We start from the raw sequence: 17,167 nt of genomic DNA, 5'->3' as shown, positions 1-17,167 counted from the left end.
ACCGGCGCTCATCACGGGCGCCATCCGTTGCCGGTCCACTGCAGGACGTCCGCGAACCGGAGCTGCCCTGCGAGCGTCGCCGGCCTACGCCGGGTGATCAGCGCGCCCCATCCGTCGGCAGCGAGCGCGGGGCGACGGACGAGGTATCCGCCCGCGGCTTGTGGCCCGAAGATCTCTTCCGAAGTGAAGACGTTCGCACCGGACGGTCGCCATAGCTCATTACGGGCACGGCTCTCGGCGTCGTGGTCTTCATAGAGCCGTCCCAGCCAGACCTGGAAAGCGGTGAAGACGCGTGCGGCCTGTGCGTCCGGGATGCCTGCGCCGATCGCGATGCAGGTCTCGCGGTAGCCGTCGCCGTCGTGGATCTCGAATCTGGTCGGGTGCAGTTGGCACAGCACGATCTGCACGGGGATGGTCTGCGGCGACTCGGTCCTGCGTCTGGTCACGACCTCCCGGGCCGCGAGCACGGCGCTCGTGATGAGCAGACTGATGCCCGAGACCCACTGCACGACCTCCTTCGTCGCGTCAGGTCCGGAGAGCGGCAGGATGCCCAGCAGGAGCCCGCTGATCAGGACGACGCCTGCGGCGGCGCTGACGATCGCGAACATCGGCAGCAGTGACCGCAGAGAATGCCGGTCCTCATTCCAATCGGCGAGCGATGCCGCATCCGCCGAGTCGATCCGAGGCGGGGCCGTCAGCCGGTCATAGCGGTCGGAGGAGCGCACGGCGTCCGCCCACGCCGCGGCAGGGTCGCCAGGCCAGTGGCCGCTCACGATGCCTCTGCGATCTTCGGGCGCACGGCGTGCGGTGTAGACGGCATCGCAGCTCAACTCCCTCATCCTCGGGAATGCCACGGAGGTGACCCGCTACTGGATCGCGTGGTGTCCGAGAAGAGGCGGGTGCCGCTTCGACGGACACCGGTGGCGCCCTCTCGTCCTCTACAGACTCTCTCATGGGAACGTGTTCGGCGATGACGGGAGAGCCGTGGTCGGCTCGCGAGTCAGTTCTGCAGTCGCTGTGCGGTGCTCAGGTCGTCACGTGTTGCCCACGCGGTGAGCCGCTGGATCGCGGGGGTTCTCGCGTTTGGGTCCGATCCGGGTTGCCAGTGTTGTCAGTCTTGTCAGACCCTGCGCCTATCATCGAACGGGAGTTCTAGATCAGGGTTGTTTTGGTTTCGTTGACTGGGGAGGGTGTCATGGCGGTGGCGACGATGGGTCCGGCAGGTCGGACGGGTGTGGTGGGTGCGTCGGTACAGGTCACCGACGAGGCGATCGTGCTGTGTGTGCCGCGGCCGGAGACGGTCGGCAAGCCGCAGTCCGATGACGCTGCGGCGTTGGTGTTCGCCGCGCACGCGGAGTCGGTCGGCGGACTCCTGCGGTGGTACCGGTATCAGGCGGTGTACGGGCTGCTCCGGACGCGGATGGCGCAGGCCGACGCCACCGGCGCCACCGACGTGTACACGCGGGTGTACGACCCCCTGTGTCAGGTCGCCGCGTCGTATGCCACGGTCGCCGGAGTCCGGCAGTGCACCGCCGAACGGTTCGTCGAAGCCGCACAAGCCTGCTTCGAACGCATCCCGGCGGTCGGGCGGCTGCTGCGGGACGGGGTGATCACGGCGGCGTGGTTTCAGCGGGTGGTGGAGCAGACCGCCCTGGTCGACGATGCGGAGTTGTTGGCGTTCATCGATGCGGAGATCGCGCACCGGTTGACGACGATGGGTGGGTTGTCGGCGCGGCGCGTCGAGGACGCGGTGGCTGCGATCGTCGCCGAGCATGATCGGGATGCGGTGACCGTGACCCGCGAGCAGGCCAAAGCCGCCAAGAAGATGGTGATCAACCCGCTCAACGACACCGCCTCGGAGGTCATCGTCACCACCACGCCCGAGGATGCACTCCTGTGCAAAGACGCCGTCGACGCCGTGATCGCCGGGGTCTGTCGTCATGATCCGCGGACGCGTGGTCAGTTGCGTGCGGATGCGGCCGTCGCTCGGATGACTGGTGTGCCGTTCACCTGCGAATGTCAGCGTGATGATTGTGCGGCGGAGTTGTCGGAAGCGCAGGTGGCGGCGCGGTGCGCGAGGATCGTGGTGCACGTGGTGACCCGGCAGGAAACTCTGGACGGGGTGTCGGAGGTGCCGGCGGTGATGGACGGGCACGGCCCGATCTCGGCGGCCCATGTTCGGGATCTCGCGGCCCGCCCGGATGCGGTGTGCCGCCCGCTGAATGTGGCTGACCTGGCTGATCGGATGTGCCAGCCCGGGAATCCGTACCGTCCGACGGCCGCGTTGGATACGGCGGTCCGCGGACTGTTCGGCACCTGCTCCTGGGCCGGATGTGATCGTCCGGCGTGGCGGTGCGAGCTCGATCATGTCACCGAGTTCGACCACACCGCCCCGGCCGCGGGTGGTCCGACCTGTCTGTGCAATCTGAATCCGAAGTGCACGTTCCATCACGGTTTGAAAACCCACGCTGACGGTTGGCTCGATGATCAGATCGTCGACGCCAACGGTGTGGTCTGGACCGAGGTCACCACTCCGGAGGGCGTGACCGTGCGCCTGCAGGCGGCGAACACATGGCTGCTCCCCGAACTCGGACTCATTCCGTGCTCACACCCCGACACCACTGTCTCGACACGCGCGGGAATCGGACACGCCGAGCACGCACCAGAACGATCTTCGTCGCGGGTGCAGGCCAAGCACCGCTACCGGATGCAACGCCGGGCCGCGAACCGCCGCGCCCGCGAAGAGCAGGAGGCGCAACTTGCGGCGATGGCGGATGCGGACGGCCAACCGCCGTTCTGACTGAACGAGGTCGTCTCGTTCGCCCTCTGCGGCGGCGTCATGCGGACGTCGTCGGGGTTTGTGGTGGGTGGAGTCGGATCGTGATGGCACAGATCAGGTTCGTCCGCGGCGTGTCTGATTCCTCGGTGTGTCGCGACGGACGACAGGCGCGACTGCGGACGGAGCGGGCGTCTAGTCGGGAGCGACACGCCCATAGATCGGACAGCCGAGGAGCGCCGTTTTTCGGGATTGGGGCGTGAGTCGGCGGCTCGAAGTACGTCAGGTCGGCCGTAGCCAACCGGTATGCGTGACGCGGACGACGTCAGTCTTTCGGCTGGATGAGGCGATCGGCGAGAACCTCCAGTTGTTCGGCGATCGGGGAGTTCGGGTCCCAGACGGCCTCGTAGAAGATCTCGACGACTCGGCCCTCGGCGTCGAGGACTTCGCGGTGCGGAGCATCGGGTGCCGCGAGCTTCGACCTGGGCAGCATCGCCGAGCCCAGCCCGAGGTGCGACCACTCCTCCAGCACCCGATAACTGCCCGCTTCGCCCGGATAGGCGGTGACGGACAGTTCGTGCTCTCTGAGCAGGCTGTGGGTGAAGGTGGTGAGTCCGCACGTATCGGGCAGCAGAATCAACTGCCGTCCCGCGAGTTCATCGAGACTCGCCGGTCCGTCACCCGCTCGAGGTTCGACGAGCACGAGTGGTTCGGAGTCGATGACCCGATGTTCATAGCGGGGCATCGGCTCGACCGAAGGCACGACGATGACGTCGAGATCGCCCTCGACGAGGGCCTCGCGCAGTTCGCTCATGTTCGCCTCGCGAAGCACCAATTGGCGGCGGAGATAGTGATCGGGAACCGGTTGATCGCACACCGCCCGATACGCGCCTGCGACGAGTTTGGGGTTGATCAGCGGGGAGACGCCGACCCGGATCGTGTCGGGAGCCGGAGTGTTCCACCGCACGGCCTCGACGTGGACGTCGTCGAGGGCGTCCAACGCTCGTTCGATCCGAGGCAGCATCGCCTCCCCGAATGCGGTTGTCGTGACGCCGCGAGGGGAGCGGTCGAACAACCGCGCGCCGAGCGTCGCCTCGAGTTTGGCGATCCCGGCCTGGGCCGGACTCGCACGCACCGCCAGCACCCTGGGTGCAGCCCTGATGGGCATCCCGCTGGGAACTCTCGCCGCCCGCCGCGGACGCCGCACCGCACTCACCGTGGGATGGTGGGACCGCAGCGGCTGGAAGCGCTCTGCTCGTCGTCGCGACGCAGGGGCGCCTCGTGGTGCCGCTGTTCGTCGGACTGTTCTTCATGGGTGCAGGTCTCGCGGTGAGCCTGCAGGCGCGCTTCACAGCCACCGACCTCGCTGAGCCGCATCGCCACGGCCGTGCGCTGGCCCTCGTCGTCTGGGTCGGCACGCTGGGGTCGGTCCTCGGCCCCAATCTCGCGGTGCCCGGAAGGCTCGTGACCGACGCCACCGGCCTCAGTCTCTATTCGAGCGCGTTCCTGATCGCAGCCGTCGGCATGGCTCTGGCCGGAGCCATCGCCTTCGCGCTGCTGCGCCCCGATCCGCTCCTCGAAGCGCAGCGCGGCGCCGGTGCCCGCAGTGCCGGCCGTGGACGCGGAGCGATCGGTCGGATGCGCGCCGAACTGCGCATCAACCCGGGTGCTCGCTACGCGGTGCTGGCCATCGTCTCGGCGCAGATCGTGATGGTCTCGATCATGACGATGACACCGGTGCACATCACCCACCAGGGCGGCTCGGTCGACATCGTGGGAGTCACCATCAGCCTTCACATCGTCGGCATGTACGCGTTCTCGCCGATCGTCGGACAACTGACCGACCGTCTCGGCCACCGAACCACGATCATCATCGGGCTGCTGACCTTCGTCGTCTCGCTGGTACTCGGCGCGGCACGACCGGATGGCACCGGTGCGATCATCGTCTCGCTCGTTCTCCTCGGCATCGGCTGGTCGTTCGTCAACGTGGCAGGCTCCGCACTGTTCAGTTCGGTCGTCTCCGACGACACGCGTGCGGCTTCACAGGGTGGGGTCGACGCACTGTCGAACCTCTGCGGCGCGACGGCGGCCTTCCTCGCCGGGCCGCTGCTCGTCGCGACATCGTTCTCGATGCTGTCGATCCTGGCGATCCTCGTGCTGCTTCCGCTGGGAGTCCTGGTCGTCGCTCGCAGTCCGCAGGCCACGCGCGCCGGGAGCGAGGGGTCGTGACGTCGAATGCGCGTCGGTCTCGCGCCGGTCGGTCGGAGGCCGTGGTCGTCGGTGCCGGAGCAGGCGGTCTGGCCGCGGCGACGGCGCTGGTCGACGCGGGATGTGCGGTCACCGTCCTGGAGGCCCGCGACCGCATCGGCGGTCGCGCCCACTCCGTGACCATCGACGGCGGCGCGATCGATCTCGGCGCCACATGGTTCTGGGCCAACGAACCGCTTGTCGCATCGCTCGTCGGGCACCTCGAACTACCGACCTTCGAGCAACATCTCGTCGGCGACGCACTGTTCGACGCGGGCGTGGTGCAGCGCCTCGACGGCAACCCCGTCGACGCCCCGGCCACGCGCGTGGCGGCTGGTGCGCAGAGCCTCGTCGAGGCGCTCGCCGATCGACTCCCGGACGGCACGATCCGCCTCGGGCGACCAGTCCACACGATCGTCGCCGACGCCGATGGTGTCCGGGTGTGCACCCCGACGGACGAGATCGCTGCCGACCACGTGGTGGTGGCCGTCCCGCCGCCGCTGGCCGCGGAGTCGATTCACTTCGTTCCCGACCTCCCGGGCGACGTGCGCCGGACCGCCGAGCGCACCGCGGTCTGGATGGGCGGCATGGTGAAAGCCGTCGCGGTATACGACGCGCCGTTCTGGCGCGACCGGGGGCTCTCCGGGGCGGCGATCAGCCACGTCGGTCCATTCCGTGAGTTCCACGACCACAGCGGTCCCGATGGACGTCCTGCCGCCATCTTCGGGTTCGCCCCGGCGGTCGGTCTGCCCGTGCACGACGACGACGGGATCGCCGCCGCGTTCCGCACACAACTGACCACGCTGTTCGGTCGCGACGCCGCACACCCGACGATGACCCGCGTCGCGAACTGGAGCGCCGAGCAGTACACGCAGCCCACCGCCGCCGTCGGCGCCGGAACGGGCACGTACGGGCACGCGGTGTTCCACCGCCCGGTCCACGAGCGGATTCACTGGGCATCCACCGAAACCGCTCCCGCCTTCGCCGGACACCTGGAGGGCGCGCTCGGCTCGGGCCTCCGGGCGGCAGCGGCCGTCGCCGAGTCCGCTAGGTGAACTGTGTACCGTGACACGTGTGTCTGCGGCCACGTCGTTCGTCCGCCCGTCGTTCTGGGGCTTCGCCGTGTTCGGAGCGTTCTGGGGAGTATGGGGCGCCTCGATTCCGCGACTTCGTGAACAGGCGGGAGTCACCGACCTGGAGTTGGGTGTCGCACTTCTCTTCGTCGGGGCCGGTGCACTGCCCGCGATGCTCGTCGTCGGACGCCTGCTCGACAGATTCGGGCTGTGGCCGGCAGGCCCCTTGCTGCTCGCACTGAGCGTCGCAGGCGGCGCCCTCGTCAGCTGCGCTCACCTGGGGCCGGTCGCGCTGTGCATGGGGATGGCCTTCGTCGGCGCAGCCAGCGGCGCCGCCGACGTGTCGTTGAACTCGCTCGCCGGTCGCGCGGAGCAACAGGCGGGCCGGCCGGTGATCACTCCTGCTCACGCCACGTTCTCCGCACTGGTGGTCGTGGCGACGCTCGTCACCGGTGCGCTGAACTGGCTAGGCCTCCCGGTGCTTGCGCCCTTCGGGCTCGTGGTGGCCGCGGCGGCTGCGGCGAGTGTGGGCATCGTCCGCAGGACGCGGCATGCGCCCGCGAACACGGCGTCGGCACCGAGGACAGCTGCTGCGGCGACAGCGTCGGACGGCCTAGTGACCGTCGGTCTTCTGCTGGGCATCGGCGCGCTGGGGGCCTTGGCCTTCGCGACGGAGAACGCACACCAGAGTTGGATCGCGGTCTTCCTCGAGGACGAATTGTCGGTACCGCTCGGCATCAGCGCATTCGGTCCCGCGGTCTTCGCCGCGGTGGTCGCCGTGGCCCGGTTCTCGGTGAGCGGCGTCGGCCCGCAGCATTCGCGAGCCCTGCTCCTGACAGGCGGGTTCGCCGCGACGGTCGGCACTGTCGGCATCGCGTTCGCACCGTCGTTGGTGGTCGCCCTCATGGCGCTCGCTGTCGCGGCCGCGGGTACCGCGGTCCTCTTCCCGACGTTGCTCGGGATCGTCTCGCGCACGGTGAGTGAGGATCGCCGCGGCAGGGCGACGTCGATGCTCACTGTCGTCGCCTACACCGGCTTTCTCGCCGGACCGCCCTATGTGGGGCTCATCGCCGGAACCGTCGATCTCCAGGCGGCCTTGCTCGGCGTCGCAGCGCTCGCCGCGGCGATGACAGTTCTCGTCCCCGTCATCATCCGAGATCAGACAGTGCGTCCGAACGACGAGCCCGTCGGCGACCGCGGCTGAATGGGTTCCGATGGCGCGCAGGGTGTCCCGACACGTGCTTACATGGCGGAATGAACACACCGAGGGCCGGCCTCGTCATGGGTCTACTCGCAGCGGGCTGCGCCGGCTTGATCGGGTGCGGCGGTGAGGCGGATCCCACGGCGCGCGATCTGTCCGACGGCGGCGTCTGCGACCCCGGAGAGATGATCGTGATCGGTACCGCGGGCGCCACACCGATCATCACCGGCGACTGCGGACCCGTTCAGGTGACGGCCGACCGGGTATCGGGAAACATCGAATCGGCAGCATCGGTGACGATCACCGGCGCCCACGTCACGGTGCTCGGGAAGACGTGGGGCACCGCGACCATCTCCAGCGACGGGACGGTGATCAACGTCGACGGCATCGGGACCTTGACGGTGGAGGCCGACTCGGCGGCCGTCGTCGTGAACGGACCGATCGACACCCTCGCCGTCCGTGGACGCGGCAACGTCGTCAACTGGAACGGCGGCGCCGCACTACCGTCCGACGCGAACAACACGTACACGCGGATGCCCGGCTGACTGCACGAGAGCGTCCGCCCGCGACCGAAAGGGAGAGTATGAGGAAGACCGTCCGCCACCGGACAACCGGCATCGTCGCCGGGATCGGCGCCGTCGTGCTGATCGCGAGCGGCTGCGCCGACGACTCGACGACTGCGTCGAGCACCACGAGCGCGCCCGCGTCGACGACGTCGAGCACCGGCCCGACCACGGTGACAGTGGAGGGGGTGGCCGGTCGCGACGTGACGATGACGGGCCCGATCGCCGTTCGATACGCGGCCGCGACGGCCGACGAGAAAGAGATCCTCGGGCTGCCGCTGACCGGCAGCCGCAATGCGGGCACCCGCGACAGCGGTGTGGTGTACCAGCAGTTCCAAGGCGGTGTCATCACCGCACGCAACGCGACCGCGGGAACGCCCGCCTATCTGACGTGGGGCAAGATCCGCGATGCGTGGAATGTGGAGCGCGACGCCGCGGGCCGACCGGTGCGGGTGGGATCGAACGGCTCCGCGGGGCCGCTCGGCCCGGTGACGAGCGACGTGACGACCGTCGGGACCGTGCAGTCGGCGACCTTCGAGCACGGCGAGGTCACCTACGACACGGCAACGCGACGAGCGACGGTGACGGTCAAGGGCAGGACGGTCCCCGCCGGACTGTAGCGCCGCCGACGCGGCAGGTAGGCGTCCGGAAGGATTGGCGCCCGACTAATGTTCGGAACCGATGAGGCCGATGCCTCAACCACGCGAAGAGCCGTCGCAAGAGAACCAGCTTCCGAGAAGAGGACGACATGACCGAACTGTGGGTGGAGCGGACCGGTGTCCGTCGCTACACGGGCAAGAGCTCGCGCGGCGCCGAAGTGTTGGTCGGCTCCGAGGACGTCGACGGCGTGTTCACGCCGGGAGAGTTGATGAAGATCGCGCTCGCCGCGTGCACCGGTATGTCGTCTGATCGGCCGCTGTCTCGCCGACTCGGCGACGACTACGACGCGACCGTCCGGGTCTCCGGCGACGCCGACCGTGAGAACGAGGTGTATCCGAAGCTCAGTGAGGTCCTCGAGGTCGATCTCTCCGAACTGGATGCCGATGCGGCCGAACGACTGCTGGTGGTCGTCCAGCGGGCGATCGACAAGGTGTGCACCGTCGGGCGGACCCTGAGAGCGGGCACCGAGGTGGACCTGACCGTCGAGACGGACTGACCTCGTGACGAGAAGCGATGCGCAGCGCCTCACCGCCTGGGTGCACGGCCACGTGCAGGGCGTGGGGTTCCGGTGGTGGACGCGCTCACGAGCGTTGGAGCTCGGTCTGGTCGGCTACGCGTCGAACCAGGTCGACGGCCGCGTGCTGGTGGTGGCGGAGGGGCCGAGCGAGACCCTGCAGGCGCTCGTGGACGCACTGCGCTCGGGAGACACGCCGGGACACGTCGACCTCGTCGTCGATTCGTACGAGGCGGCACGCGGTGACCTGACGGGGTTCGTCGAACGCTGATCCGACGCGGCCCGGGAGACGGCGAGGCCGGGACCTGCACTCATCGTTCGGTAGGCTGATCGGTCGTGCACCTGAAAAGCCTCACACTGAAAGGGTTCAAATCGTTTGCGTCGTCGACGACGCTCCGCTTTGAACCCGGCATCACGTGTGTGGTGGGTCCCAACGGGTCGGGCAAATCGAACGTCGTCGATGCCCTGACGTGGGTGATGGGCGAGCAGGGCGCCAAAGCCCTGCGCGGCGGCAAGATGGCCGACGTCATCTTCGCCGGAACGTCGGGCCGCGCACCGCTCGGGCGCGCCGAGGTGACGCTCACCATCGACAACTCCGACGGTGCGCTGCCCATCGACTACTCCGAGGTCTCGGTCACCCGACGCATGTTCCGCGACGGCGCGGGGGAGTACGAGATCAACGGCAGCTCCTGCCGTCTGATGGATGTGCAGGAACTGCTCTCCGACTCCGGCATCGGCCGCGAGATGCACGTGATTCTGGGACAGGGGCGACTGTCCGCGATCCTGGAGGCGCGCCCGGAGGAGCGTCGCGCCTTCATCGAAGAGGCCGCAGGCGTCCTCAAGCATCGCCGCCGCAAAGAGAAGGCCGTCCGCAAACTCGACGCGATGGCCGCGAACCTCGACCGGTTGACCGACCTGACGACCGAACTGCGGCGCCAACTCAAGCCGCTGGGGCGACAGGCCGAAGTGGCACGGCGGGCCGCGACGGTTCAGGCGGACCTGCGCGACGCCCGGCTCCGGCTGGCCGCCGACGATCTGGTGCAGCGGCGCGAGGAGATGGCGCAGCACAGCACTGTGGAAGCCGAGGTGCGCCGCCAGCAGGACGAGGTGGCTGCCGGGCTCGACGCCGCGACCGAGGCGCTGACGGCCGCGCAAGAACACCTCGCGCAGGTGACACCGGCGGCGTCCGAGGCCAACAGAGTCTTTTACCAGCTCAGCGCGCTGTCCGAGCGGGTCAGCGGCACCCTTCGCGTCGCGGGCGAACGCGCTGCGCACCTGTCGTCGCCGAGTGCCGCGGCCTCCGGGCCCGACCCCGAGGAACTGGAACGACAGGCCGAGCAGGCGGCGATGACCGAAGCCGAGCACGCCGAAACCGTCGAGATGGCGGCCGAACGCCTGGAGTACGCCACGGCCGCGCTCGCCGCGTCCGAGCAGGCGGCGAACGAGGCCGAACGCGCCCACATGGCGGCGGTCCAGGCCGTCGCCGATCGACGCGAAGGCCTCGCTCGGCTGGAGGGTGAGGCCGCCAATCTGCGCACCAAGGTGGAGTCGGTGGACGGCGAGACCGCTCGACTGACCACGGCGATCGATGCCGCGGCGCACCGGGCGCAGGCCGCGCAAGCGGCGCTCGACACCGAGGTGGAGCACGTGGCCGCGTTGGAGGAAGCCGAGCGCGGTCTCGACGAGCATCACGAGAAGTGCGCCGCATCGCTGACACGCGCCACCGAATTGGTGGAGAAGCTCCAGGCCGACGACCGGGAGACCGCCCGCGCCATCGCGTCGCTGACGGCCCGGATCGACGCGTTGTCCGTGGGTCTGGAACGCGGCGACGGCGGCGCCTGGTTGATCGAGCAGGGCACCGACGGGCTGCTGTCGCCGCTGTCGGAACTGCTCTCGGTCGCAGCCGGGTACGAGGCCGCGATGGCCGGAGCGTTGGGGCCAGCCGCCGACGCGGTCGCGACCGTCGACGGGCTGGCCGCGGTGCGAGCGCTCGAGGAACTGCGCCGCGGGGACGGCGGTCGTGCAGCGATGATCGTCGGCGGATTGCCCGAGCGGTCGCGCGCGGAGCGGCCGTCGTTGCCCTCTGGTGTGGTCTGGGCTCGTGACCAGGTGAGTTCGCCGGAATCGGTGGCCGGAGCACTCGACGTGCTGTTGGACGGCATGGTGGTGGTCGACGACGCGGCGACCGGTCTGCGCCTGGCGGGCGAGCTGGGCGTCACCGGAGTCACCCGGGACGGCGACCGGATCTCGGCGGCGGCCGTCGAAGGCGGTTCGGCGAGACGGCCGTCGACCATCGAGGTCCAATCGGCCATCGACACAGCGACCACCGATCTGGCGCGCGCCGAAGGTCGTGCCACACAGCTCGAACGCGACCTGGCGAAAGCGCTCGACGAGCAGACGCGGACGCGGGAGGCGACCGAGGGCGCGCTCGCGGCGCTGCACGAGTCCGATGCGAACGTCGGAGCGGCCTACGAGACCCTGGGTCGCCTCGGTGCCGACATTCGCGCGGCGAACGATGAGGCCGACCGGCTGGTGCGGCAACGGAACTTCGTCGAGCAGGGCCGCGCCGAGAATCTGGCTCAGCTCACCGAGGTGGAAGAACGACTCTCGCGTGCCGTCGACGGAGCGGCTGAGGCGCCGTCCGGCGACACCGACCGAGAGATGCGCGACGCCGCGGCCGCGGAGGTCGCCTCCGCACGGTCGGTGGAGGTCGAGACCCGGCTGACGCTGCGCACCGCCGAGGAGCGACTGGCATCGGTCCGTGGAAAGGCCGACAATCTGCGGCGCGCGGCCGCGAACGAACGGTCCAACCGAGAACGTCAGCGCCGACAGGATGCGCAACGCCGCTACGCCGCCGGGGTGGCGAGCGCCGTCGTGGAGACCGGTGAGCGGTTGGCCGACGAGGTCGCGCGTGCGGCCGCCGACGCCGCGGAAGGGCGCGACGAGCTGGAAGCAGTGCGGTCCCAGCGCACCGCGGAGGTCGATGCCCTGCGCGCCCAGGTGGAGCAGCTGACCGGCGTGATGAACAAACTCCGCGACGCCGTCCACCGCGACGAACTCGCGAAAGCGCAGGCCGCACTGCGGATCGAGCAGCTCGAGGAACAGGTGCTCGAGCAGTTCGCGATGGCGCCGGACGATCTCGTCGCCGAATACGGACCCGACGTGCCCATGCCGCCGTCCGAGCTGGAGATGCGCGAGTACGAGGCGGCGAAGGAACGCGGCGATCAAGTGGTCGCTCCGGCGCCCATGCCGTACGACCGCGCGACTCAGGAACGACGCGCCCGCGCCGCGCAGAAAGATCTCAAGACCCTGGGGCGCGTCAACCCGCTCGCGCTGGAGGAGTTCGCGGCGCTCGAGGAACGCTACAATTTCCTGTCCGCGCAGTTGGAGGACGTGAAGGCGGCGCGCAAGGATCTGCTCGACGTCATCGAGGACGTCGACGCGCGGATCCTGCAGGTCTTCACCGACGCTTATGCCGATGTGGAACGCGAGTTCGTCCAGGTCTTCGCGACGCTGTTCCCGGGTGGCGAGGGACGGCTGATCCTGACCGACCCCGACGACATGCTCGCCACCGGCGTCGACGTGGAAGCGCGTCCGCCGGGCAAGAAGGTCAAGCGGCTCTCGCTGCTCTCGGGCGGCGAGAAGTCGTTGACCGCCGTCGCGATGCTGGTCGCGATCTTCCGCGCGCGGCCGTCGCCCTTCTACGTCATGGACGAGGTCGAGGCGGCACTCGACGATGCGAATCTGCGTCGGCTGATCTCCCTGTTCGAGCAGTTGCGCGAGAAGTCGCAGCTGATCGTCATCACGCACCAGAAGCCCACCATGGAGATCGCCGACGCGCTCTACGGTGTGAGCATGCGCGGCGACGGGATCACCCAGGTGATCTCGCAGCGACTCCGCGGCGTCGACATCGCGCCGGCTGCGGAGACCAACGCGCCGTTCGACCCAGACACCTCACCGGCAACCGACTCCGCTCCCCAGAGCTGAAGGGAAGACGTTCTCTCGTGGACACCCAACTCATCATCGGCATCGTCATCGCTGTCGTTCTCGTGCTGGCACTGGTCGGCGGTGGCGGCTATGCGCTGAGCCGTCGCCGACAGATCTCGCTGAAGGAGCAGCCGAAGAGCACCGATCAGGTCACCGACGGCTCGCAGCGCCAGGTCGACAGGTCCGGCGGGTACCAGGCCGGATCCGGATTCTCGTTCAGCCAGGGCGGTGCGGGGTCGGCGACGATCGAGCGACCCGAGCCGGTCAAGAAGCCCGAGCCTGCAGTCCCAGAGCCTGCGGTGCCCGAGCCTGTGGTGGATGCTCCGTCGTCCGAACCCGAGGCGCAGACGCCGGTCGCTGAAGAACCCGTCGCTGAAGAACCCGTCGTCGAAGCGCCTGTCGAGACGCCCGTCGTCGACGAGCCGACAGTGCCCGCCGAGCCCGAGGCAGAACCCGAGCCCGAGGCAGAGCCCGAACCGGAGCCCGAACCCGCTGCTCCTCAGCTCGACGAGATCGCTCCGCCCGAAGGTCGACTGTCCCGCCTGCGCGGCCGCCTGTCCCGCTCACAGGGCGCGATCGGCGCCAGCGTCCTCGGTCTACTCGGCGCGGGCGACCTCGACGAGGACAGCTGGGAGGAGATCGAGGACACCCTCGTGATGGCCGATCTCGGTACCGGCGCGACGACGACCGTTATCGAACGGCTTCGTGAAGAGCTTGCGACGGGCAAGGTCCGGACCGCCGAGGACGCCCGCGCCGCGCTGCGGTCGGTTCTCGTCGAGCAGCTGCACCCGGAACTGGACCGCTCGGTGAAGGCGCTCCCGCATGCCGACCGACCGGCGGTGGTGCTGGTGGCGGGCGTCAACGGCGTCGGCAAGACCACGACGACGGGCAAGCTGGCGCGCGTCCTGGTGGCCGACGGTCGTCGGGTTCTGCTGGGCGCCGCCGACACGTTCCGGGCCGCCGCCGCCGACCAACTGCAGACATGGGGTGAGCGCGTCGGCGCCACCACCGTTCGCGGCAAGGAGGGCGCCGATCCGGCGTCGGTCGCCTTCGACGCGGTCAGCACCGGCATCACCGAGGGCGTGGACGTGGTGCTCGTCGACACCGCAGGCCGCCTGCACACCAAGTCCGGGCTGATGGACGAGCTCGGCAAGGTCAAGCGGGTCATCGAGAAGAAGACGGAGGTCGACGAGGTCCTCCTGGTGCTCGACGCGACCGTCGGTCAGAACGGACTGATGCAGGCCAAGGTGTTCGCCGAGGTGGTCTCGCTGACCGGCGTCGTCCTCACCAAGCTCGACGGCACCGCCAAGGGCGGCATCGTCTTCCGCATCCAGGACGAGCTCGGCGTCCCGGTGAAGCTCGTCGGCCTCGGCGAGGGCGCCGACGACCTCGCGCCGTTCGAGCCGGGGGCGTTCGTCGACGCGCTGCTGTAACTCGCTCCACCTCGTGCCTCTCACCTGAGGCGTTCGGTCCCGCTGCACGGCTGACACTGTTCCGGCCGATGTGCAGCGGGACCGACCGTTTCAGGTGGGTGTCGAATCGCGTGCCACGATTCTCTTGTGCCATCCAATGAATCGTGATTCAATTCTTCCAGAACAGTTGAACGCGGATTCATAGTTTGAGTGGAGAATGCGGTGGCATATCGCCCGACCGAGACAACGCGCAGGAGCGCGGCTGCGAAACGGGCCGCCATCCTGACCGCGGCTCGCACGACGGTCGCCACCGGCGGTTTCGCGGCGGCCACCGTCGCCGCGATCGCGGAGGGGAGCGGCGTCAGCGTCGGTTCGGTCTACTCCTACTTCGACAACCGTGAGACCCTGCTCGCCGAGGTCTTCCGGGACGCCGCCGTCTACGAGTTCGACCGCGTGGCCACCGCCGTCGCGACGGCCGACGAACCGATCGCGCAGATGCGACTGCTCATCGACACGTTCGCCGAGCGCGCCCTGCGCGGTCGACGGACGGCGTGGTCACTGCTCTTCGAGCCGGTGATCCCGGCCGTCGATGCCGAGCGACTGCGGCTGCGGCAGTCGTACCGCGAACTCGGCGAGCAGATCATCGCCGCGGGCGTCGACGCGGGCGTCTTCGCAGCCTGCGACGTTCCGGTCGTCGCCTCGGCTGTGATGGGTGCCATCTCGGAAGCCCTGGTCGGCGCACTGGACCCCGACACTGCACCGCCGACCACCGATCCGGAAGCACTCCTCGCCACGATCAGCGGCTTCTGCTTCCGCGCGCTGGGCGCCGCCGTCCCCGCCGACACCTGACCGCGCGCAACCCTCCCACATCGACCCGAAACCACCCGAAGGAGCAGTCATGTCCACCACGCACCAGGTCTTCAACCAGGCGCCGGCCCGCGTCGACGTGAACGAGTACACCAGCCACACCGCGCTCGTCGACGCCGTGAACGCCTTCGGCGGAGGCTGGGCGACGGACCGGCTCACCGAGGCGGGCGCCCTCGTCGGTCGTGCGGACTTCCAGCATGATGCAGAGCTGGCGAACACCAATCCGCCGAAGCTGCAGACCCACGACCGCTGGGGCAATCGAATCGACGACATCGAGTTCCACCCCGCGTATCACCGGATCATCGGCGACGCGATCGCCCACGGCGCCCACACCAGCTGCTGGTCGGACCCGCGCGACGGCGCCCATGTGGCTCGCGCAGCGATGTTCATGCAGTTCGGGCAGATCGAGCCCGGTCACGCGTGCCCGGTCAGCATGACCCACGCCGTGGTCCCGTCGTTGCGCGTCGACCAGACGCTGGCCGACCAGTGGCTGCCCCGCGTCTTCTCCACCGACTACCAGCACGATCTGGGCGCCGGGGACAAGACGTCCGCGATCTTCGGCATGGCGATGACCGAGAAGCAGGGCGGCTCGGACGTTCGCGCCAACACCACGCGCGCCGTCGAGCAGTCCGACGGCACCTACCTGATCACCGGTCACAAGTGGTTCTGCTCGGCCCCGCAGTCCGATGCCTTCCTAGTGCTGGCGCAGACGGAGCCGGGAGTGACCTGTTTCGTCGTTCCGCGCGTCCTGCCGGACGGCACCCGCAACGTCTTCAACGTCCAGCGGCTCAAGGACAAGCTCGGCAACAAGTCCAACGCATCGAGCGAGGTGGAGTTCGACCGTACCGTCGGCTGGCGCCTGGGCGACGAGGGCCACGGCGTGCGCACCATCATCGAGATGGTGAACCAGACCCGACTGGACTGCATGCTCGGCAGCGCGGCGGGCATGCGGCAGTCGGTCGCGGAAGCGGCCTGGCACGCCCGGAACCGGTCCGCGTTCGGCGCGACTCTGGTGGACCAGCCGGCCATGACCTCGGTCATCGCGGACCTGCAGGTGGAGGCGGAGGCCGCGACCTGGACCGCTCTGCGTCTGGCAGCCGCCTACGACGACGACGCCGACGAGTCGGCCGCCTTCCGGCGGCTGGCGACGGCCGTCGGCAAGTACTGGGTCTGCAAGCGCGGACCGAACCACGCGTACGAGGCGTTGGAATGCCTCGGCGGCAACGGGTACTGCGAGAACGGCTTCCCGCTCGCGCGCCGCTACCGCGAGCAGCCGGTCATGGCGGTCTGGGAGGGCTCGGGGAATGTGATCGCGTTGGACGTCCTGCGCGCCATGATGCGCGACCCGATGTCGGTCGAGGCCGTCGACAACGAGTTCGAGCGCTCCCTCGGCGTGTACCGCGAGTACGACCTCCACGTGGAGAAGACCCGCAAGCTCATCGCGCAGGCCGCAGGCGATCCGACCGCGGCGCCCGCGATCGCGCGCCGCCTGACCGAATCGATGGCGATCGCCCTGCAGGGCGCGATCCTCATCCGTCAGGCACCCGAATCGATCACCGACGCCTTCGTCGCCGGCCGGATCATCGACCCCGGCCACATGTACGGCGTGCTCGACGCGAGCCTCGACCTGTCGGGCATCGTCGCACGCGCGTAGACGCTTGTTCCGGCCCACCGATGGCTGAGTTGTGCCGCTCTGATCGGCACAACTCAGCCTTTTGTTCTGGCCCGCCTCAGGGAGCTGGTCTGATCGCGCAACACCGCCGAAACATTCGCCGCATTCTTTGACGAATGCGAAACATCGGCGCACCGCAGCACGCAACACGCACGCCGCATTCTGATCGCGGACGTCGACACGCGACGTCCACGA

13 protein-coding genes and 1 pseudogene are annotated in these 17,167 nt (G+C 69.0%); 12 read left to right on the top strand and 2 right to left on the bottom strand.

Annotation, left to right across the window (positions count from 1 at the left end; all coding sequences use genetic code 11):
- Nucleotides 1-11 precede the first annotated feature (11 nt).
- Complete coding sequence (locus tag GH2_RS12540) at nucleotides 12-773, bottom strand: hypothetical protein (protein WP_157086081.1); 762 nt, start codon at nucleotides 771-773, stop codon at nucleotides 12-14.
- A 422-nt stretch (nucleotides 774-1,195) separates the two neighbouring features.
- Here GH2_RS12540 and GH2_RS12535 point away from each other — a divergent pair, with 422 nt between their 5' ends.
- Complete coding sequence (locus tag GH2_RS12535; RefSeq protein WP_084247467.1) at nucleotides 1,196-2,800, top strand: DUF222 domain-containing protein; 1,605 nt, start codon at nucleotides 1,196-1,198, stop codon at nucleotides 2,798-2,800.
- A gap of 301 nt (nucleotides 2,801-3,101) precedes the next feature.
- Here GH2_RS12535 and GH2_RS12530 read toward each other — a convergent pair whose 3' ends face one another.
- The gene (locus GH2_RS12530) at nucleotides 3,102-3,944 is read right to left on the bottom strand and encodes a LysR family transcriptional regulator (protein ID WP_084247466.1); all 843 of its coding nucleotides are present in this window, start codon (nucleotides 3,942-3,944) and stop codon (nucleotides 3,102-3,104) included.
- Nucleotides 3,945-4,024: 80 nt separating this feature from the next.
- Here GH2_RS12530 and GH2_RS12525 point away from each other — a divergent pair.
- From GH2_RS12525 to GH2_RS12475, 11 genes and pseudogenes are all read left to right on the top strand, one after another.
- Nucleotides 4,025-5,005, top strand: a pseudogene (locus GH2_RS12525) (MFS transporter); the annotation flags it as partial.
- On the top strand, nucleotides 5,002-6,078 hold the full coding sequence (locus tag GH2_RS12520; protein ID WP_066168156.1) for an FAD-dependent oxidoreductase: 1,077 nt from the start codon (nucleotides 5,002-5,004) through the stop codon (nucleotides 6,076-6,078). The pseudogene GH2_RS12525 and the gene GH2_RS12520, both read left to right, overlap by 4 nt.
- A 10-nt stretch (nucleotides 6,079-6,088) precedes the next feature.
- A complete protein-coding gene (locus tag GH2_RS12515) occupies nucleotides 6,089-7,300 on the top strand; it encodes an MFS transporter (protein WP_084247465.1) in 1,212 nt (403 codons plus the stop codon).
- 50 nt (nucleotides 7,301-7,350) lie between these two features.
- Nucleotides 7,351-7,842, top strand: a complete 492-nt coding sequence (locus tag GH2_RS12510) for a hypothetical protein (RefSeq protein ID WP_157086080.1) — start codon at nucleotides 7,351-7,353, stop codon at nucleotides 7,840-7,842.
- 38 nt (nucleotides 7,843-7,880) lie between these two features.
- Nucleotides 7,881-8,480 carry an LGFP repeat-containing protein gene (locus GH2_RS12505; RefSeq protein ID WP_066168148.1) on the top strand — a complete coding sequence of 200 codons (600 nt, stop codon included), beginning with the start codon at nucleotides 7,881-7,883 and terminating at the stop codon, nucleotides 8,478-8,480.
- Nucleotides 8,481-8,608: 128 nt separating this feature from the next.
- Nucleotides 8,609-9,016 carry an OsmC family protein gene (locus tag GH2_RS12500; protein ID WP_066168145.1) on the top strand — a complete coding sequence of 136 codons (408 nt, stop codon included), beginning with the start codon at nucleotides 8,609-8,611 and terminating at the stop codon, nucleotides 9,014-9,016.
- A 4-nt stretch (nucleotides 9,017-9,020) separates the two neighbouring features.
- Nucleotides 9,021-9,305 carry an acylphosphatase gene (locus GH2_RS12495; RefSeq protein WP_066168143.1) on the top strand — a complete coding sequence of 95 codons (285 nt, stop codon included), beginning with the start codon at nucleotides 9,021-9,023 and terminating at the stop codon, nucleotides 9,303-9,305.
- A 65-nt stretch (nucleotides 9,306-9,370) separates the two neighbouring features.
- A complete protein-coding gene (gene smc, locus GH2_RS12490) occupies nucleotides 9,371-13,021 on the top strand; it encodes a chromosome segregation protein SMC (RefSeq protein WP_066168141.1) in 3,651 nt (1,216 codons plus the stop codon).
- 17 nt (nucleotides 13,022-13,038) lie between these two features.
- Nucleotides 13,039-14,454: a signal recognition particle-docking protein FtsY gene (ftsY, locus tag GH2_RS12485; RefSeq protein WP_066168139.1), complete on the top strand. Its 1,416-nt coding sequence runs from the start codon at nucleotides 13,039-13,041 to the stop codon at nucleotides 14,452-14,454.
- 201 nt (nucleotides 14,455-14,655) lie between these two features.
- Nucleotides 14,656-15,282: a TetR/AcrR family transcriptional regulator gene (locus GH2_RS12480; RefSeq protein ID WP_066168474.1), complete on the top strand. Its 627-nt coding sequence runs from the start codon at nucleotides 14,656-14,658 to the stop codon at nucleotides 15,280-15,282.
- 49 nt (nucleotides 15,283-15,331) lie between these two features.
- Nucleotides 15,332-16,954 carry an acyl-CoA dehydrogenase family protein gene (locus tag GH2_RS12475; protein WP_066168136.1) on the top strand — a complete coding sequence of 541 codons (1,623 nt, stop codon included), beginning with the start codon at nucleotides 15,332-15,334 and terminating at the stop codon, nucleotides 16,952-16,954.
- Nucleotides 16,955-17,167: the final 213 nt, after the last annotated feature.

Origin of the sequence: Gordonia hydrophobica NBRC 16057, assembly GCF_001592365.1 — a bacterium.
In the GTDB taxonomy this organism is placed as follows: Bacteria; Actinomycetota; Actinomycetes; order Mycobacteriales; family Mycobacteriaceae; genus Gordonia; species Gordonia hydrophobica.
This window is presented reverse-complemented; position numbering and strand designations above follow the sequence as displayed.